Source organism: Streptomyces sp. NBC_00306 (genome assembly GCF_036169555.1).
Lineage (GTDB): Bacteria > Actinomycetota > Actinomycetes > Streptomycetales > Streptomycetaceae > Streptomyces > Streptomyces achmelvichensis.
The window spans coordinates 4,655,294-4,673,313 of record NZ_CP108032.1 but is presented as its reverse complement, the minus strand read 5'-3'; the positions used below and the strand labels follow the sequence as shown (position 1 = coordinate 4,673,313).

General features: G+C 70.5%; 16 protein-coding genes. 5 read left to right on the top strand and 11 right to left on the bottom strand.

Going from position 1 to position 18,020, the window contains the following annotated elements; all coding sequences use genetic code 11:
* Positions 1 to 193 precede the first annotated feature (193 nt).
* A complete protein-coding gene (locus tag OHA05_RS20830) occupies positions 194 to 928 on the top strand; it encodes a Mut7-C RNAse domain-containing protein (RefSeq protein WP_328861415.1) in 735 nt (244 codons plus the stop codon).
* 93 nt (positions 929 to 1,021) lie between these two features.
* On the opposite strand, the gene OHA05_RS20825 is transcribed toward OHA05_RS20830, so the two are convergent.
* Complete coding sequence (locus OHA05_RS20825; protein WP_313944811.1) at positions 1,022 to 1,597, bottom strand: TetR/AcrR family transcriptional regulator; 576 nt, start codon at positions 1,595 to 1,597, stop codon at positions 1,022 to 1,024.
* Between the two features lie 99 nt (positions 1,598 to 1,696).
* Between OHA05_RS20825 and OHA05_RS20820 the strand changes: the two genes are divergently transcribed.
* Positions 1,697 to 3,205: an FAD-dependent oxidoreductase gene (locus tag OHA05_RS20820; protein ID WP_328861414.1), complete on the top strand. Its 1,509-nt coding sequence runs from the start codon at positions 1,697 to 1,699 to the stop codon at positions 3,203 to 3,205.
* 161 nt (positions 3,206 to 3,366) lie between these two features.
* Here OHA05_RS20820 and OHA05_RS20815 read toward each other — a convergent pair whose 3' ends face one another.
* On the bottom strand, positions 3,367 to 4,077 hold the full coding sequence (locus OHA05_RS20815; RefSeq protein ID WP_313944812.1) for an AAA family ATPase: 711 nt from the start codon (positions 4,075 to 4,077) through the stop codon (positions 3,367 to 3,369).
* Positions 4,078 to 4,176: 99 nt separating this feature from the next.
* Complete coding sequence (locus OHA05_RS20810; protein ID WP_328861413.1) at positions 4,177 to 4,656, bottom strand: hypothetical protein; 480 nt, start codon at positions 4,654 to 4,656, stop codon at positions 4,177 to 4,179.
* 87 nt (positions 4,657 to 4,743) lie between these two features.
* Here OHA05_RS20810 and OHA05_RS20805 point away from each other — a divergent pair, with 87 nt between their 5' ends.
* Positions 4,744 to 5,079: a YnfA family protein gene (locus OHA05_RS20805; protein WP_313944813.1), complete on the top strand. Its 336-nt coding sequence runs from the start codon at positions 4,744 to 4,746 to the stop codon at positions 5,077 to 5,079.
* Positions 5,080 to 5,132: 53 nt separating this feature from the next.
* Positions 5,133 to 5,897, top strand: coding sequence for an SDR family oxidoreductase (locus tag OHA05_RS20800; RefSeq protein ID WP_313944814.1), 765 nt, complete (start codon positions 5,133 to 5,135; stop codon positions 5,895 to 5,897).
* A 45-nt stretch (positions 5,898 to 5,942) separates the two neighbouring features.
* Here OHA05_RS20800 and OHA05_RS20795 read toward each other — a convergent pair whose 3' ends face one another.
* The 4 genes from OHA05_RS20795 to OHA05_RS20780 form a co-directional block, all read right to left on the bottom strand.
* A complete protein-coding gene (locus tag OHA05_RS20795) occupies positions 5,943 to 6,197 on the bottom strand; it encodes a hypothetical protein (RefSeq protein ID WP_313944815.1) in 255 nt (84 codons plus the stop codon).
* A gap of 182 nt (positions 6,198 to 6,379) precedes the next feature.
* Positions 6,380 to 6,964: a TMEM165/GDT1 family protein gene (locus OHA05_RS20790; protein WP_328861412.1), complete on the bottom strand. Its 585-nt coding sequence runs from the start codon at positions 6,962 to 6,964 to the stop codon at positions 6,380 to 6,382.
* Between the two features lie 530 nt (positions 6,965 to 7,494).
* Positions 7,495 to 8,964 carry an APC family permease gene (locus tag OHA05_RS20785; protein WP_313948911.1) on the bottom strand — a complete coding sequence of 490 codons (1,470 nt, stop codon included), beginning with the start codon at positions 8,962 to 8,964 and terminating at the stop codon, positions 7,495 to 7,497.
* Positions 8,965 to 9,322: 358 nt separating this feature from the next.
* Complete coding sequence (locus OHA05_RS20780; RefSeq protein ID WP_443043733.1) at positions 9,323 to 10,627, bottom strand: DUF2254 domain-containing protein; 1,305 nt, start codon at positions 10,625 to 10,627, stop codon at positions 9,323 to 9,325.
* Positions 10,628 to 10,850: 223 nt separating this feature from the next.
* On the opposite strand from OHA05_RS20780, the gene OHA05_RS20775 reads away from it, so the two are divergent.
* Positions 10,851 to 12,692 carry a glycoside hydrolase family 15 protein gene (locus OHA05_RS20775; RefSeq protein WP_313944818.1) on the top strand — a complete coding sequence of 614 codons (1,842 nt, stop codon included), beginning with the start codon at positions 10,851 to 10,853 and terminating at the stop codon, positions 12,690 to 12,692.
* 66 nt (positions 12,693 to 12,758) lie between these two features.
* On the opposite strand, the gene OHA05_RS20770 is transcribed toward OHA05_RS20775, so the two are convergent.
* The 4 genes from OHA05_RS20770 to OHA05_RS20755 are packed head-to-tail and all read right to left on the bottom strand — an operon-like array spanning position 12,759 to position 17,985.
* Positions 12,759 to 14,528: a cation:proton antiporter gene (locus OHA05_RS20770; protein ID WP_328861410.1), complete on the bottom strand. Its 1,770-nt coding sequence runs from the start codon at positions 14,526 to 14,528 to the stop codon at positions 12,759 to 12,761.
* Positions 14,529 to 14,581: 53 nt separating this feature from the next.
* A complete protein-coding gene (locus tag OHA05_RS20765; RefSeq protein ID WP_313944820.1) occupies positions 14,582 to 15,637 on the bottom strand; it encodes a cytochrome d ubiquinol oxidase subunit II in 1,056 nt (351 codons plus the stop codon).
* Positions 15,634 to 17,112, bottom strand: a complete 1,479-nt coding sequence (locus tag OHA05_RS20760; RefSeq protein WP_313944821.1) for a cytochrome ubiquinol oxidase subunit I — start codon at positions 17,110 to 17,112, stop codon at positions 15,634 to 15,636. Before OHA05_RS20760 ends, OHA05_RS20765 begins: the two co-directional genes overlap by 4 nt.
* A gap of 33 nt (positions 17,113 to 17,145) precedes the next feature.
* Entirely contained in the window at positions 17,146 to 17,985 is an 840-nt protein-coding gene (locus OHA05_RS20755) for an SDR family oxidoreductase (protein ID WP_328861409.1), read from the bottom strand.
* Between the last annotated feature and the right edge of the window lie 35 nt (positions 17,986 to 18,020).

Genomic DNA, 18,020 nt, shown 5'->3' with positions numbered 1-18,020 from the left:
GGCCCAGCCTCACGACCGAGTCCGCCGACCGGCGTAGGAGGCGTGCCGCTGTACGAGGCGTGCCCGCGGGCCGACCGTACCGAGCTCTTTCCGTGGTCCGGGGCTCAGCTGTTTATCCGGGGCGCAGGCTCCTCGGCCCTGTCCGGGCGCTTCCCGCTCCCCTCACGTGCCGCCCGATGACATGCTTGGCCGCGTGAACGGACCGGAAATCCAGCTGCGCGTCGCCCCTGAGCTGCGCCTCTTCGTCCCGCCGGAGCGCCGCCAGGGCGCAACGCCCCTGGCCACCGATGGCTCCTCCACGCTCGGCCATGTCGTCGAGTCGCTCGGCGTCCCTCTCACGGAGGCCGGCCGGCTGCTCGTCGACGGCCGCGACGTGGCCGTCTCGCACATTCCGAGCGCGGGCGAGAGCGTCGAGGTGCTCGGTGTCGAGCGGCCGCAACAGGTGCCCGGCGCCCCGCTGCGCTTCCTGCTCGACGTCCACCTCGGCACCCTGGCCCGGCGGCTGCGGCTGCTCGGTGTGGACGCGTCGTACGAGAACGAGGACATCGGCGACCCGGCGCTCGCGACCCTGTCCGCGCAGGAGAAGCGCGTCCTGCTCTCGCGGGACCGCGGACTGCTGCGGCGCCGCGAGATCTGGGCCGGTGCCTACGTCTACAGCGACAAGCCGGACGACCAACTGCGGGACGTCCTGGAGCGGTTCACGCCCATGCTCGCGCCCTGGACGCGGTGCACCGCGTGCAACGGGCGGCTGAGCGCTGCCGACAAGGACGCGGTCCAGGACCGACTGGAGCAGGGCACCGAGCGCACCTATGACGTGTTCGCCCAGTGCCTGGAGTGCCGGCGGGTGTACTGGAGGGGCGCGCACCACGCCCGGCTGGAGGCGATCGTCGACGACGCGGTCCGCGAATTCGGCGGCGCACCGGCGTAGTTCACCCACTGGGGCCTGGCCCAGGCTCCGGCCCTGGTCACGGCCGTGCGCGCGGGAGCCCCGGGCCACTGTGGCGCGCCCGCGAGTCCCCAACTACGGCCGCTCCGCCGTCAGATAGCGCTGAATGGTCGGCGCCAGCCAGGCGATCACCTCCTCCCGGGACATGTCCACGGCGGGCGGAAAGCGCAGCACATAGCGGGCGAGGGCCATGCCCAGTATCTGCGAGGCGACCAGTGCGGCCCGGCGGGGAGCGTCGGCGGGGTCGGGGCAGACGGCCGCCGCGACAGGCCCGATCTGCCCCTTGAAGATCTCGCGGATGCGCTCCGAGGCCGCGGTATTGGTGACCCCGGCCCGCAGCAGCGCGGTCAGCACGTCGTCCTGCTCCCACCGGTCGAGGAAGTGGGTGACGAGGACCGCGCCGATGTGCCGGTCGGGGACGGCACCGAGGCCCGGCAGCCGCAGGTCGAACTCGGAGGCCGCGGCGAACAGCCCCTCCTTGTTGCCGTAGTACCGCATGACCATCGACGGGTCGATCCCGGCGTCGCGCGCGATGGCGCGGATGGTGGCGCGCTCGTATCCGTCCTCCGCGAAGCGCTCGCGGGCGGCTTCGAGGATCGCGGCTCTGGTGGCATCCGATCGGCGCGGGGGGCCGGGGGCTTCCGTCGTCATGCCAACAACTGTAGGCCAACAAGTGTTGACACACCAGACCCCCGGGTCTACCTTTGCCAACAAGCGTTGACCAACAAGCGTTGGCATTAAGGAGGCGCCATGAACGACAAGGCCGCACGGGAAGCGGGCAGCACCACCGATGCCGCGACCACCGACGCCCCGACCGCCGAGGACATGGCCACCGAGGGCATGACCGCCGATGTCCTCGTCGTGGGAGCCGGTCCGACCGGCCTGCTGCTCGCGGGCGACCTCGCCGCTGCCGGCATCTCGGTGACCTTGATCGAGCGCCGCCCCCACGGGACGAGCAACATGACGCGGGCCTTCGGCGTCCATGCCCGCACGCTGGAGCAGCTGGACGCGAGAGACCTCGCCGACGAGCTCATCACGACGGGCACACCCATCACCCGGCTCCGGCTCTTCCGCCGGCTCTCCCTCGACCTGTCGCTGCTGCGGTCCCGCTTCCCGTTCCTGCTCATCACCCCGCAGTACGAGGTGGAGCGACTGCTGGAGCGCCGTGCGCGGGCCACGGGCGTCACCTTCCGGTACGGGACGGAGCTGCTGGGCCTCGAGCAGTCCGCCGAGACGGTGACGGCCGAGGTCCGCGGCGGCGACGGGGCGCGGACCACCGTGCGCGCCCGCTATCTCGTCGGCACCGACGGTGTGCGCAGCGCGGTGCGCTCCGCACTGGACATGCCGTTCCCCGGCGACTCCGTCATCCGCTCCATCGTCCTCGCGGACGTCCGGCTCACCGAGGAGCCCGAGGGACTGCTCACGGTGAACGGCGCGGGGGAGGCTTTCGCCTTCATCGCCCCCTTCGGGGACGGCTGGTACCGCGTCATGGGGTGGAACCGGTCCCGTCAGGTGCCGGACAGCGAGCCCGTCGACCTCGACGAGGTGCGCGAGATCGCCCGCCTCGCCCTCGGCACGGACCACGGCATGCACGACGCCCGCTGGATCTCCCGCTTCCACAGCGACGAACGCCAGGTCCCCTCCTACCGCGTGGGCCGGGTCTTCCTCGCGGGCGACGCGGCACACGTGCACTCCCCCGCAGGCGGCCAGGGGATGAACACCGGCCTCCAGGACGCGGCAAACCTTTCGTGGAAGCTGGCGGCGGTCCTCAATGGCCGGGCTCCCGACCCGGAGGCACTGCTCGACAGCTACCACTCGGAGCGGCACCCCGTCGGTGCGATGGTGCTGCGTTCCAGCGGCGGGATCGTCCGCCTCGCCATGGCCCACACCCCGCTGCGGCGTGCGGTCCGCTCCCTGCTCTCCCGCTTCGTGAGCGCCACCCGGCCGGCCGCCGCCAAGGCGATGGGCATGATCTCCGGCATCGGCATCGCGTACGACAGGCCGCGCGGAGCCCACCGCCTCACCGGGACCCGCGCCCCGGACCTGGAGCTCGGCGAGGGAAGGCTCTACGAGCTGCTGCGCAAGGGCGAGTTCGTGCTCGTCACCCCCGGCACCGGCACCTCCGCCGAGGCGGTGGGCCCACGCGCCATACCCCCTGTCCCGGGGAACGTCGTCCGGGCCCACTGGGCGTCGGGCCGCGGGGACTCCCTCCTGATCCGCCCCGACGGGTACATCGCCTGGGCGGAGGACGGCAGATGAGCGCAGTGCCGGCCGAGGTCCGCCCGACCGGGCGGACCTCCCGGGGCGGACCGGCCCCGGGGAACGCTCGGGGCTTGGGGAGTGTCCGGGGCCCGGCAAGTGCTCGGGGCTTGGGGGATGCTCGGGGCCCGGGGAGTGCTCGCGGCCCGGGGAGCGTCCGGCTAGGGCTCGACGATGTGGCGCAGGTAGGCCTGCGGTTCGGCGAGGTAGCGGCGCCAGTGGTCGACCACGCCGAGCTCCCGCCAGGCGACCCGCCGCATGCCGTGCTCCCCCACCTCCACGATGTCCGCGCCGGGCAGGGCGGTCAGCAGCGGGGAGTGCGTGGCACAGATGATCTGGCCGCCCTCCTTGGTCAACCGGTCCATGTGCCCGATCAGTTCGAGGCAGGAGGAGAAGGAGAGGGCCGCCTCCGGCTCGTCCATCACATAGAGCCCCGCCTGGAGGAACTTCCCGCGGAACGCGGCGAGGAAGCCCTCACCGTGGCTGACGAAGTCCGGTGCGAAGCCTTCCCGGTCCAGGGCGTCCAGCGCGGTCTCGGCCCGCAGGAAGAATCCTTTGCGGGCCGACCAGCTGCTGACCATGCGGCGTCCGCGCGGGGCCGCCTCGAAGCGCATGCGTTCGCCGAGAAGCGATTTGCCGCGCGCGGAGGAGTAGCGCCAGTCGTGCGAACCGCCGTAGGAGTCCAGGCCGAAGCCCTCCGCCAGAGCCTCGACCAGGGTCGACTTTCCCGAGCCGTTCTCACCGACGAGAAAGGTCACCGGCGCGGTGAAGCGCAGCCCTTCGTCGAGCAGTTGCCGGACGCAGGGCACCGACCAGGGCCAGGCGTCCTCGTCGTAGGAGGCGAGGTGGGCGTACGCGCGTTCGACGATCACGGGACCAGTGTGGACCAGAGCTCACCGGTACGGTGCAGACCCACCGGCACGGACCCTGGCTCACCGCGCCGGACCGGACGCACCAGCATGGGCCGGGCCTCAGAAGACGTACGGGTCTCCGGTGGACGGCACCAGCACCTCGTGCTCGTTGTTCGCCGAATTCCGGTCGGTCGCGCCGCCGTTCCAGTGGGTGCCGACCTTCACGACCACCTCGTCCGGGACGCCCAGCGTCCGCAGGTCGAGGGCGACGGTCCGCCCCGTGCCCCCGGCCCGCAGCGGTCCCGCCGCACACAGCACGACCCGGTCGGATCCCCACAGGCACCGCTCCGGCAGCACCTGAGCTCCGGCCAGCGGCGCCGAGAACGTGAACTTCACGGTGGCGTTGTCCAGACTGGCCGGACCATAGCTCTGGGACACCAGCGCGATCCCCAGCCGCCCGCCGGTCAGCGAGACATGGCCATGGTGCGCCACGTCCGCCTCGGGCGCGATCACGCGGGCACCGGCGCTCGCCCCGCCCATGCCGATCACCAGTACGACAGCCGCGGACACCGCGAGCAGCACCTTACGCATCACACACATATCCTGAAGATACCTTTTATGTGCCTATATAACTGATTGCCCATCAGGCCCGGCGCGTCCCGGCGGCTCCCATGGCACGCTGTGCCCATGCTCGTCGCTCGCTCGGCCCTTCTGTTCGTCGTCGCCGCACTGTTCGAGATCGGCGGCGCCTGGCTGGTCTGGCAGGGCCTCAGGGAGCACCGCGGCTGGCTCTGGATCGGGGCGGGGGTCATCGCGCTCGGGGCGTACGGCCTGGTCGCGACGCTTCAGCCGGACGGCGAGTTCGGCAGGATCCTCGCCGCGTACGGCGGTGTCTTCGTCGCCGGCTCCATCGCCTGGGGCGTGGTCGCCGACGGCTACCGCCCCGACCGCTGGGACATTCTCGGTGCGCTGGTGTGCCTCGCCGGCATGGCGCTGATCATGTACGCGCCCCGCGGCCGCTGAACCGTGCCGCCTATCCTGGGCCGCGTACCGATCACATGCGCGAGGAGTTGGACATGACCGCCGCCGGCACCCCCGTCGCCGTCATCACCGGAGCCAGCAGCGGCATCGGCGCCGCGACCGCCCGCGGACTCGCCTCCGCCGGGTACCACGTCGTCCTCACCGCCCGCCGCAAGGACCGCATCGAGGCACTCGCCGCGGAGCTCGTCGCGGCGGGCCACCGGGCCACCGCGTACGCCCTCGACGTCACCGACCGCCCGGCCGTCGACGCCTTCGCCGCGAGCCTGGACCGCTGCGACGTCCTGGTCAACAACGCGGGCGGCGCGCTCGGCGCGGACCCGGTCGCCACCGGCGACCCCGCCGACTGGCGGGAGATGTTCGAGGTCAACGTCATCGGCACGCTGCACACGACCCAGGCCCTGCTGCCGGCCCTCACCGGGAGCGGCGACGGCACGGTCGTGATCCTCTCCTCCACCGCCGGGCTCTCCACCTACGAGGGCGGTGCGGGCTATGTGGCCGCCAAGCACGGTGAGCACGTCCTCGCCGAGACCCTCCGCCTGGAGATCGTCGGCACCCCGGTCCGCGTGATCGAGGTGGCGCCCGGGATGGTCAGGACGGAGGAGTTCGCGACGACGCGCTTCCGCGGCGACACGGACAAGGCCGCCAAGGTCTATGAAGGTGTCGCCGAGCCCCTGACAGCGGACGACGTGGCCGACACGATCACCTGGGCGGTCACCCGCCCCTCCCACGTCAACATCGACCTCCTGGTGGTCCGCCCCCGCGCCCAGGCCTCCAACTCCAAGGTCCACCGCGACCTCTGACACCCGGCCCGCGAGCCCCGGCCCCGCCGGGGCCACTCGGCAGCGTCACATCGTTCGCCGGGACTCCCGCCGGCGCACCGTGAAGAGGCAGGCGAGCATCCCGAGGCCCCAGGCGATCAGCAGGGCGCCCCACAGTGGCATGGTCACCTCGGGGATCAGCAGCCGGATCCTGACGCTCGTGCGGTTCTCGAAGATGAAGATCAGGGCGATCGCGGTGATCAGGGCGAACGGTAGGAGGCGGCGGACGGCGGGGCGGGAGAAGAAGGGCGTTTTCGACAGCGGGTCTGTTCTTCGGGCCATGAGATGCCTCTCCATCCGATACCCCCTGCGTGCCCTGCGGACCCGCCCCAGGGTGGGGAAGGGCGCTTCGGCCCGGTCCCCCCGCCCGCACTTCCTTCATACATTCGGCCGCATCGGGCCGCATGTGCAGGGGCCGCCGCACCCTCGGCCGGGGGCGCTGTGCGCGCCCCGCGCCGGCCGGGTCAGCCCGTGAAGATCTCGGTCACCGACCAGATGGCGAGACCGAGCATGCACAGGCCGCCGATGCGCTGCACGGTCTTCAGCGGCACGCGCTTGGCGATGAAGCGGCCGGCGAGCAGAGCCAGAGCGGAGACGGACATGAGGGCGGCGGCGGAGCCGATGGCGGTGGACCACGTGCCGTTGCTCGCGGCGAGGTTGGCGGTGGTGATCTGGGTGAGGTCGCCCCACTCGCTGATGAACACCGCCATGAATGCGGTCGAGTAGACGGGCCAGAAGCCGGTCACGGTCTTGCCGCCGGCGCCCTCCTCGTCGTCCTCGGCTCCGCCGCGCAGCAGCATGAACGCGCCGAAGGCGAAGAGGAGAGCGGAGACGAGCTTGACGATCCAGTCCGGCAGAAGCCCGATCAGACTGCCCGCTCCGACCGCGATCGCGACGTGCACGAGGAAAGCGCTCGATGTGCCGAACCAGACGTAGAGAGGGCGCATCCGCGTGCCCATGGCCAGGGAGGCGAACATCGTCTTGTCGGGAAGTTCCGCGAGGAAGATCAGTCCGAAGGCGGTGACGATCGCCAGAGGGTCGAGGCTCATTCCGGGTGGCTTTCTGTAAGCGCCGGGCCCCGATCTTCGCGAAGCGCCAGAGGCGACGGAGGACCGCTCGGCCCGGCACGACGGCGAACCCGCAGGGCGCGGGCACGTCATACCTGACCGAAGGTCTCGCCCGCCCGCGTCATCCGCAGGCCCGGCCACCGGGAGCCCGGGGGCTCCAGTGTGTCGACGACCGGTTCGCGGGGCTACTCCCCTTCGCAGTCGTCAACGGTACCCCACCCGTGGCCGGGGGCGGTTTTCGGTGGTCCCGGGCGGGGACACCCCCCACCCCTGGTCACCCACGGACACCACATGGCCACCCAACATGAGCGGGACTCCGCGCACGACGGCCCCGTCGGCCGCGCCTCCTCCGGCCCACCCCGCTCCGGCGACGCATTCCGACGACAAGAACAACAAGGACGACAGGGACGACAGGGACGACAGGGACGACAAGAAGGCCCCGCACGCGCCCGCTACGGCCGCCGCACGCAGATTCCGCCGCACGCAGATTCACCCGTCACCCGCTCACGTCGTCACCTCTCGCCGAAGGCGTCCGCCTCCCCGGGCTCGGTCTCCAGTGCCTGGCGGTCGAAGGTCAGCATGACGAGAAAGAACAGCCCGCCGCCGACGAGCAGGCCGGCCACGATCACGACGGAGACCAGCGCCTCCCCGGGTGTCACCAGCACGAACAGCGCCACGAGCGTCCACACCAGTGCGCAGATCGCGACGGGCAGCTCGAAGCGCCCGAGGTCGAACGCGCCCTTCCTGCGATCCAGCCGTCCGCGCACCGCCAGATAGAGAACGATCGTCGAGCCGTAGATGATCGCCGGGAGGATGGTCGATGCCGTGATCAGCTCCAGCAGCGCGGCGCCAGGCAGCGCGACCATCAGGACGACTCCGAGGACGAAGATCAGGATCGTCGCCGGGATCGGTGTCCGCGTGCGCCGGTTGACCCGCCGCATCAGCTGGTGGGCAGGGAAGCGCCCATCGCGCGACATCGCGAAGACAAGCCGTGCGCACGCGACCATCCCCACGATCCCGGCGCCGAAGAACGCGATCGTGATCGCGATCAGCAGCCCCGCCTCCATCCCCGGACCGAGGTGGACGCGCATGATCGCCGCGACCGGGGAGCCGTCCGCGCTGATCCTGGAGATGTCGTCGATCGCGACGGTGAGCGTGATCAGGAAGAGCAGTCCCAGGAGCCCGGCCGCCACGACCGATCCCACGATCGCGCGGGGGACGGAGCGATAGGGGTCCTTGGCCTCCTCGGCCAGGTTCGCCGCGGAGTCGAACCCGACGAGTGTGGCGAGGCCCATGATCATCGCGATCATCAGTCCGCCGCCGACGGCGAAGTAGTCGGTGGCGTTCTCGGTGACACCCCGCGAGGTGAGGTTGCCGACCGCACCGTCACCTGTGACCAGCACAGCAATGATCAGCGCGATCGCCACGCCCACGACGAGCAGCAGTTCGAGTCCCACCGCCGCCACGTTGATCAGGCTGACGAGGCGTGTGGAGGCCACGGCGAGCACGGTCTGGATGAACAGCACCACCAGGGTGATCAGACGCGCGGTGCCCTCGTCGGGCTCCATGTCGAGGAGCGGCATGAATGCCTGACTCGCCAGGGCGTTGTCGACCGCCACCACGCCGATCGCCAGGTAACAGAAGGTCAGCCAACCGAATCCCCAGCCGATCTTCGGGTTCGCCAGCCGCGAGGCCCATTGGTAGGAGGAGCCGCTGAGCGGGATGCGGGCCGCGAACTGCGCGACCACCAAGGCCACCAGGGTCTGCCCCACCGCCGCGATGATCCAGAGCCAGATCCCGACCGGCCCCGCGGTCAACAGCACTTCGTCGTACGTCGCGAAGATGCCGACCGCCACCGAGATGAAGGCGAACGAGATCGCGAACACCTGGAAGGAGCCGAGCGTCCGTTTCAGCTCCTGCCGGTAGCCCCCGAGTTCGACGGCACTCTCGCTGTCCTGCGCATCCATCGTCTCCTTCGCCATCTCAGCCACCGCACCTTCCGTAGTGGCCGTCCAGGCTGTCGACCGCCTCGCGCCCCGGTGGACGTCACGACCAGCGCCACATCCTCTTGGGCCGTGCCGGGTTTCACCGGGTACGACACGCTTTCGGGAGGTACGAACCCCACCGGCACCGGGTTGCCGACCGCCGTCCGGAACGCCGCCTCCCACGCGGCCCGTTCCGCCGAGAGCGCCCGCCGCCCGCCGCCCGTCGCCCCGCCGCCCGCGCATACGACTCCGTCCGCTCCCGTCACGATCCGGAGCGACAACTGAATGCGCCTGTCCTTCTGGCCGTTCGCCCTCGCCCGACTGAACGACTCAGAAACCGTCCGGCCGCGGTTGGTCAGGCCGTCGGGCCGTGCGGGCGGCGGGGGGAACCGTACCGCCCGCCGATGCCCTGACAGTCGGCCGCTTCCGCCACCGCCCGGCGGACCGGGTCCGTGAACACCCGCTCGACCGACTCCTGGAGCAGCTGCAACTCGACCCGCAGGGCTGGATGACGTGAGGGCGGCAGGGTGTCCAGCAGGTCTTCGAGCAGCGCGCGGAGCCGGCGGCAGATCTGCACGGACGATCCTCCGTATTCGCGGATCTCGCAGACGCCGAGCTGAAGATAGTTGTCCCAGTCCCGCCCGGGCAGCACGAGTCGTGGCCGGCCCTGGTCGTCGGCCAGGACGTATCGGCCGGGGAGCGGCAGAGTGCCGGCCGACTGGAGCAGGGTCTCGATGTAGTTGATGACCTGTACCGCGGTCGTCGGGTCGTTCACCGCCGGGGAGAGCGCCCGGATGGCGATGTCGACCAGAATCCGCAGGGCGAAGGCGGGATCCTGCTCGATGGTGCGCTCGGCCCCCAGCGCGACGAGGCCGTTCACCCGGTCCGGGTCGGGTGTCGAGGTGCCGCCGTGGACTTCGACGAGCACGGTGCCGGGCAGGACGAAGTCACCGATCAGGCGGGTCACGACGAAGGCGCAGTCGTGGCGCGTCGCCTCTGCCACCAGCCCGGTGATGTTGAACGCCTGGATGGCACCGCCGCGTTCGGAGCGGATCACCGTCGTCGGGTCGCCGGACGGCTCGGACTCGTCGGCGCCAGGAGCGGCGTCGCGGATTTTCGTGGCCCCATGGGAAAAGACGTTCTGCCCCATTCTTCCCACCAGAGCCGCGATGGCCACGGGCCTGAGGTTGTGGGTGAACCGGTTGAGATAGACGAGCAGGAGCAGCAGGCTGACGGCTACCGCCACCCCGGCGAGGGTGACTCCGAGGTCCGGAACGGAGTTCGCCTCGATACTGCGCAGCAGGGAGAACGCAAAAGCGAACGTCCCGGTGAACGTGGCGAGCACGGCCTTTTGCAAGCGGTCCCGATACCACAGGCGCATATACCGCGGTGAAAGAGTTCCGGTCGCCTGCTGAACGACGAGAACGCCGATGGTCACCACGAATCCGAGCAGCGCCACCATCGCCCCGACAATGGAGCTGAGTACTCCGCTCGCCGTGGCCGCGGAATACCGCCAGCCGCTCGGCGGCCAGTCCTTTCCGTCCAAAGTGATGGCGAATTCGGCGAGGAAGGTACCGAGCACGAGTCCGACCAGGGGCAGGATCCACAGACTGGCCTTGGCGTACTGCCGCAGCCCGAAGACCGCTGCCCAGGACGTCACGCCCCGCATGTGCGGGCCCGTCCACTCGTGGGAGCCGGTGCTCGGCGGTACCGCACAGGACGCCCTCCAGTTCCGGCTCGGCACAGCCCTCCCCCACCACGTTAAGGCCGCTCGGGGACGGCCGCAGCGGCAGAAGGCCGCGACTGCGGCACCGCCTTCTCGGCAGGCCCGCCCGTGGGGTCCGTGCTTAAGCTGAGCGAAGGGAACCCGGAAGGGGCTCGTCATGGACGAATACCCGCTCATCGAGAATCACGGTCTGATCGGAGATCTGCAGACCGCGGCGCTCGTGGCGACCGACGGGACGATCGACTGGTTCTGCTGTCCGCGTTTCGATTCGCCCAGTGTTTTCGGTGCCCTGCTGGACCGGGAAAAGGGTGGCCATTGCACGGTCAAACCGGCGGTGAACGACTATTCGACCAAGCAGTTGTACCTTCCCGACACCGCGATTCTCGTGACCCGCTTCATGACCGAGGCCGGTGCGGGTGAAGTGCTCGACTTCATGCCGGTGACCGGCTCGGAGGCCACCGACCGCCACCGGATCGTCCGCATGCTGCGCTGCGTACGCGGCAGCATGACCTTCGAGGTGGAGATCGCCCCTCGGTTCGACTACGGCCGTAAGCCTCACGAGCTGCACATCTCGCAGCACGGCGCCATGTTCGTCTCGGACGGGCTGCAACTGGCCGTTCACGCCGTCCGGAACCCGGAGGACGACCGGCTGTTGAACGCGGTGTCCGGTGACAGGGACCTGCGCTTCAAGCTGACGCTGGAGGCGGGCCAACAGCGAGGACTGCTGCTGGAGTCGTCGCCCCGCGGGCCGGCGCGCGAAGTGGGCCTCGGCGAGTTCGAGCAGCTCTTCGGGGAGACCGTCGACTACTGGCGGGGGTGGCTGGCCCAGTCCCGCTACTCGGGCCGCTGGCGCGAGGCGGTGGAACGCTCGGCCATCACGCTGAAGCTGATGACCTACGCACCGAGCGGCGCCCTGGTCGCGGCCCCGACGGCGGGTCTGCCCGAGCAGTTGGGCGGCGAACGCAACTGGGACTACCGGTTCACCTGGATCCGGGACGCTTCGTTCTCGGTGTATGCCCTGCTCGGCCTCGGCTTCAAGGAAGAGGCGAAGGCCTTCACCGGCTGGCTGCGCGACCGGGTGCAGGAGAAGGTGGGCGGCGACGCCGGACCGCTGAACATCATGTACCGGGTGGACGGCTCCTCCGACCTGGTCGAGGAGACCCTGGATCACTGGGAGGGGTACCACGGGTCCTCTCCCGTGCGCATCGGCAACGGGGCCGCCGACCAGTTGCAGCTGGACATCTACGGCGAGGCACTGGACAGCATCTATTTCGCACATCAGCACGGCATCCAGCTCGACAACCGGGGCTGGACCTCGCTGCACACGCTCCTCGACTGGCTGGTGGACCACTGGGACCAGCCGGACGAGGGGCTGTGGGAGACCCGCGGCGGCAGGCAGGACTTCACGTACGGACGGGTGATGTGCTGGGTCGCCTTCGACCGCGCCCTGCGGCTCGCCAACTCGAGCGGCCGGCCTGCCGCCAAGGGCCGCTGGACGACCGAGCGCGACAAGATCTACGAGCAGGTCCTGGCGCGGGGCTGGCACGAGGAGCGCGGCGCCTTCGTGCAGCACTACGGCAGCGATGTCCTCGACTCGGCGCTGCTGCGGATGCCGACGGTGGGGTTCATCACGCCCGACGACCCGATGTGGACGTCGACGCTGAACGCGATGGACCGGGAGCTGGTCACCGACAGCCTCGTCTACCGCTACAACCCGGAAGCCTCCCCCGACGGGCTGCGCGGCTCCGAAGGCACGTTCTCGCTCTGCACGTTCATGTACGTCGACGCCCTGGCCAGGGCGGGACGGACTGACCAGGCCCGACTGGTGCTGGAGAAGATGCTCACGTACGCCAACCACCTGGGCCTGTACTCGGAGGAGATCGACCTGACGGGACGGCAACTGGGCAACTTCCCGCAGGCGTTCACGCACCTCGCGATGATCGACACGGCGATCACCCTGGACGACGCCATCAACCGGGCGCGCGAGGCCCGGTCCTGAGTACCGCGGAGACCTGCCGGACCCGGGTCCGGCGGAGAGATCCGGGCCACCACGGTCCGGGCCGGCTCACCCCGCGGTGGGGGCGGCGCCCAGCAGGACGACGGTGTCGCCTTCCTCCGGGGTGATCCGCTGCTTCTCGGTCACCGGCTCCAGCCTGTTGTCGGCCCGCACCACGAAGAGGGTGTCGTACTCCGGCGGCACCGGGGACGAGGCCGGCTGCACCAGGAACCGGGCCCCCTGCTCGTAGCGGTCGGCCAGGACCTGGCGGACGAGAGGACGGCCGAACAGGATGTCTCCTCCTGTGTAGGGGGCGATGACCCCGTGGCTGTCGTGCGGGGGCCCGACCCGGTAGACGGGGCCTTCGACGTTGTCCTGCATCACCACGGACGCGAGCGCGTTGAAGTCGTCGTCGTCGGTGGCCAGGAAGACGGCGGTCACACCCTCCAGCCGGGCCCCGGGATTGGTGGCGGTGGCCAGCAGGTCACCCGTGGCCAGCTCGATCCCCTCGTCCCTGATCCGCTGCCGCTCCTCGTCGAGCCCGGCCCACATCAGCACGTCCAGCCCGGCGGACCGCAGAGCCTTCCCCAGCTCGATCACCCACCGTTTCCCGCCCACCAGCAGGATCCGGGTGCCCGCCGGTTTGACGATGCCCAGCCGCCGGGCCACCGGTCCCGCGGTCAGGGCGTACAGCAGAACGGTGCCCACGATCACGAGGAAGGTGACCGGGAGGATCCGGGACGCTCCGTCCACTCCCCGGTCCACGAGGCTCGCCGAGAAGGCCGACGCGGTGGCCGCCGCGACGATGCCGCGTGGCGCCATCCAGCCGGTGAACGCCCGCTCCCCCCGGCTCATGCCGGTGCCGGTCGTCGAGAGGTAGGCCACCAGCGGACGCACCACCAGGACGAGGATCGCGATGAGTCCCAGCGCGGGCAGGAGCACGGGCACCAGGGACGCCGGGGTGACGGTGGAGGAGATGGAGACGAACAGCAGCCCGATGATCAGCTGGGCCAGGGTCTCGAAGAAGGGGCGTCGGGCGGGCATGTCGAAGCCGGGGATGTTGGTCACGGCGAGTCCGGTGACGATGGCGGCGATCAGCCCGGTGTCGTCCCGGACGATGTCGCAGCCCGCGGAGACGGCGATCACCGTGGCCAGTTGCGCCAGGGTGCCCAGCGTCTCCCCCAGCCGCAGGGTGCGCAGCGTCAGCCACAGCAGCGCGGTTCCCACGGCCCCGCCGATCAGCCCCACGAGCAGGCTGAGGCCGAACTGACCCAGTTGGTAGCCGCGCCCGATGTCGACCCGGTGCGTCGTGGCGATGGCGTGGAACACCAGCGCGCCGAGGATGCCGCCGATCGGATCGGTGAGCGTCCCCTCCCAGATGAGGATGCGGCGTACGCGGTCGGAGGGCCGTACGAAGTCGAGCAGCGGTCCCACCACGGTGGGCCCGGAGACGACGAGGATGGTGCCGAGCATCGCTGCCACCCTGAGGGGCATGTCGAACATGGCCGGCGCCACCGAGCTGGTGGCGAAGAAGGTGATCAGGATGCCGAGCAGGAGCAGCCGTCCCACGACCGACCGGGTGTGACCGGTGAGTTTGCGCAGGTTGAGGCCCAGCCCGGCGTCGTAGAGGATCACCGCGACGGACAGCGACACCAGGACGGAGAAGTTCTGTCCCATCAGTCTGTCCGGGTGGATGACGTCCGTCAGGGCGCCTGCGGCGAACCCGGCGGGGAGCAGCAGGATCAGGGCGGGCACGCGCAGCTTGCTCGCCAGGATCTGCGATCCGGTCGCGATGACCAGCGTCAGCGCGAAGCCGAGAAGGATCTCGTCATCGGTCACAGCGGCTCCCTTCGTCGGAGTCCGGGCGGCGGGGAATCACCCGTGGCAGCGGGTCAGTTGCTCCCGGACGGGCTGTCGCCGCCCGCGCCGCCCTGCCTCAGGTCGGTGTCGCTGAGTTCTTCGAGTTCGCCGTGGGTGTCGAGCCAGTACAGCAGGCCGACGGCCGGGAAGACGATCACCACGGCCACCAGCGTGACGACCGCCAGCCAGGTCAGGGTCGAGGGCGCACCCGCGCCGTCCGCCACGGTCAGCGAGGTCGGGACGAGGTAGGGGCGCTGGGCCATGCCCCAGGCGATCACCGCGGACGCGACGACGCAGACGGCCGTGACGCGGGCCCAGTTGCCGGGTGTCCGCAGCAGCAGCCAGGCGGTCGCGAGTGCGGCCACGGTGGCCAGGACGACGAAGAACAGGCCGACGCCGTGGGTGAGTCCGTGCCACACATGGGGAGCGTCGTCGTGGGTGACGAACAGCGTGATCACGGCCAGCACCGCGAGCACGGCCAGCGCTGCGAGCGCGCGACGGCGGAAGTAGCCGACGAGGTCGGGCGCGTCGAAACGGCGTGCGTCCCCGGCGAGGAACACCGCGCCGAGGAGCGCCGTGGTCGCGACGGCGAGCAGCCCGAACAGCACCGAGGTGGGGTTGGCCCAGACGTCCGCCGTGGCCGGGGTACCGGGCGCCGCCCGGCCCGAGGCGACACCGCCGACGGCGGCGCCGAGGAAGAACGGCGTCACGAGCGACGCCACGGCGAACACCGCTCCGTACAGCCGCCGTCCGGCGAGCCGACGGGCGGGCTTGCGGAACGCGAAGCCCGCCCCGCGCAGGACCATGCCCACGGCCGCCAGGGCCAGCGGGAGCCACATCGCGGAGAACACGGTCTGGAAGAGCGTGGGGAAACCGGTCCAGGTGATGACGAGGATGAAGACCAGCCAGACGTTGTTGACCTCCCACACGGGCGCCATGGCGTGGTCGATCAGCCACCGGGGCCGCTTGCCGCGCTCGGCGCCCCCGGCGGTCAGGTCCCAGAAGCCGGCGCCGTAGTCGGTGCCGCCCGCGCAGGTGTACGCGGCCACCGCGAGCAGCAGCACCACGGCGATGAGATCGGCGCTCACGGACGGCCGCCTTCCGACGGGGTCTCCGGGCCCGCTGCGGGGGCGTCGCCCGCGGGAACGGGCGCCCGCGGCCCGTACGGGGTGTCCGCCTCGGGCGGCGGCGCCGGGGTCCCAGCCGCCCGCTGTTCGTCCGCGAGCCGCCAGCGCGTGCGCATCCGGAGCAGGATCGCGAGGAACGAGCCGAAGATGAACACGTACACCACGATCACCAGAGCGAGCATGATCCACAGGGTGGTGGAGCGGGTCGAGGTGACGGCCTCGGCGACCCGCATGTTCTGGTAGACGATCCAGGGCTGGCGTCCCACCTCGGTGGCGATCCAGCCGCATTCGACGGCGACGACGGACGCGACGCCCGCACAGGCAGCGCTGCGGTAGAACCACTTCGACTCGGGAAGCCGGCGGTGCCGCAGCCAGACGAGGCCGTACCAGAGGGCGAGCAGCACCAGCACCGACCCGATGACCACCATCAGGTCGAAGGCCCAGTGCGCGATGGTCGCCTGAGTGGCCGTCGGCCGCTGGTCGGCCGGGACCGAGGTCAGCCCCACCACGGTGGTGTTGGGGCTGAATCCGGCCAGGAGGGAGTCGAGCAGCGGGATCTTGATGCCGCCCGAGACGGAACCGTCGGGATGCAGGCGGCCGAAGAGGTACTCCGGAACCCGGGTGTCGGTCTTCCAGACGATCTCCAGGGCCGCGAACTTCACCGGCTGCTTGTGGAACACCGACCGGGCGATGGAGTCGCCCAGAATGAACTGCACGGGTGTGGCCACCGCGGCGATGGTGAAGGGAACGGCGAATCCGAGCCGGTGGTAGTGGTCCCGGCGGCCTCGCAGCCAGCCGACGGCGTAGACGCCCGCCACCACATAGCCCGCGGTGATGAGCATCGCCACGACGAAGTGCCAGTACTGCGGCCCGAACATCGGCGTGAAGATCGCCTTCCAGACGTCCACGTCGACCGGGTTGCCCTCGCTGTCGAGGGAGAAGCCCTGCGGGGTGTTCATCCAGGAGTTGGCGGCGAGGATGCCGAACGCCCCGAGCAGCGCGGTGGCCGGCAGCGGGAGCCCGAGGAGGAAGTGGGTCCGCGGCTTCAGCCGCCGCCATCCGTAGAGATAGATGGCGATGAGCACGGCTTCCAGGAAGAACGCCCATGCCTCGATGCCGAAGCCGATCCCGAAGACGTCCCCCCACCGGCCCATGAGACCCGGCCAGAGCAGGCCGAACTCGAAGGACAGCACGGTGCCGGTGACCACACCGACGGCGAACTGCACCGCCATGACGGCCGACCAGCGCCGTGCCAGCAGGAGGGCGGTCGCATCCCCCCGGCGCAGTCCGCGGTAGTGCATCACCAGGGTGATGAAGGGGAGCGCCACCCCCATGGGCACCAGGATGATGTGGGAGGCGAGGGTGAACGCCATGAGTTCCCGGGCGGGCAGCAGTTGGGCCGGGGCATCCGCCAGCAGGTGGAACGAGGTGTGCATGAACGCCTTCCCTGTTCGTGACGTGCGGGAAGGTCAGCCGCCGGTGGCGAAGCCGGGGAAGAGGGTCATTCCGCCGTCGACGTAGAGGGTCGTCCCGACCACGTAGTCCATGAGGTCGGAGGCGAGGCCGACGACGGCGTGGGCGATGTCCTGGGGCTCGCCGATCCGGTCGTACGGGATGAGCTTCAGCAGTTCCTCGCGGGCCTCGGCCGTCTCCCAGGCGTCGCGGTTGATCGGGGTCTGGATGGCGCCGGGGGCGACCGCGTTCACCCGGATCTTCTCCGGGGCCAGTTCCTGGGCCAGGGTCGCCATCATCATCTGCACGCCCCCCTTGGAGGAGGCGTAGTTGACGTGGCCCGCCCAGGGGATGATCTGGTGCACCGAGCTCATGCAGATGATCTTGCCGGCGGACCGGGAGACCTCGGGGACGACCCCGCGGCGCCGGAACTCCCTGGTCGCCTCCCGGGCGCACAGGAACTGGCCGGTGAGGTTGACGTCGAGCACCTTCTGCCACTGCGCCAGGGTCATGTCGGTGAACCGCGCGTCCCGCTGCAGACCGGCGTTGGCGACCAGGATGTCGATCGTCCCGAACTCCTCGACCATGCGGTCCGTCATGGCGACGACCTGGTCCTCCTGGGAGACGTCCGCTGCGTAGGCGGCCGCGCGGACCCCGAACGAGGTGATCTCGTCGACCACTTCCTGCGCGGCGTCGGCGCCGGTCACATAGTTCACGACCACATCCGCGCCGGCCCGGCCGAGCCCGATGGCCGTCGCCTTCCCGATGCCCGAATTGGCGCCCGTGACCAGTGCCTTCTGGCCCTTGAGCAGACGCGGTGGAATGACACCCTGAGGTGCGCCCTCGCTGGAACTCATGATGCCCTGCCTCCTCGCTGCGGCGCCCCGGTCCA

Coding starts and splice junctions, on each gene's coding strand:
- OHA05_RS20755 (WP_328861409.1), bottom strand. CDS start 17,985: ATGAGTTCCAGCGAGGGCGCACCTCAGGGTGTCATTCCACCGCGTCTG.
- OHA05_RS20820 (WP_328861414.1), top strand. CDS start 1,697: ATGAACGACAAGGCCGCACGGGAAGCGGGCAGCACCACCGATGCCGCG.
- OHA05_RS20795 (WP_313944815.1), bottom strand. CDS start 6,197: ATGGCCCGAAGAACAGACCCGCTGTCGAAAACGCCCTTCTTCTCCCGC.
- OHA05_RS20800 (WP_313944814.1), top strand. CDS start 5,133: ATGACCGCCGCCGGCACCCCCGTCGCCGTCATCACCGGAGCCAGCAGC.
- OHA05_RS20760 (WP_313944821.1), bottom strand. CDS start 17,112: ATGCACACCTCGTTCCACCTGCTGGCGGATGCCCCGGCCCAACTGCTG.
- OHA05_RS20825 (WP_313944811.1), bottom strand. CDS start 1,597: ATGACGACGGAAGCCCCCGGCCCCCCGCGCCGATCGGATGCCACCAGA.
- OHA05_RS20775 (WP_313944818.1), top strand. CDS start 10,851: ATGGACGAATACCCGCTCATCGAGAATCACGGTCTGATCGGAGATCTG.
- OHA05_RS20785 (WP_313948911.1), bottom strand. CDS start 8,964: ATGGCGAAGGAGACGATGGATGCGCAGGACAGCGAGAGTGCCGTCGAA.
- OHA05_RS20805 (WP_313944813.1), top strand. CDS start 4,744: ATGCTCGTCGCTCGCTCGGCCCTTCTGTTCGTCGTCGCCGCACTGTTC.
- OHA05_RS20810 (WP_328861413.1), bottom strand. CDS start 4,656: ATGTGTGTGATGCGTAAGGTGCTGCTCGCGGTGTCCGCGGCTGTCGTA.
- OHA05_RS20790 (WP_328861412.1), bottom strand. CDS start 6,964: ATGAGCCTCGACCCTCTGGCGATCGTCACCGCCTTCGGACTGATCTTC.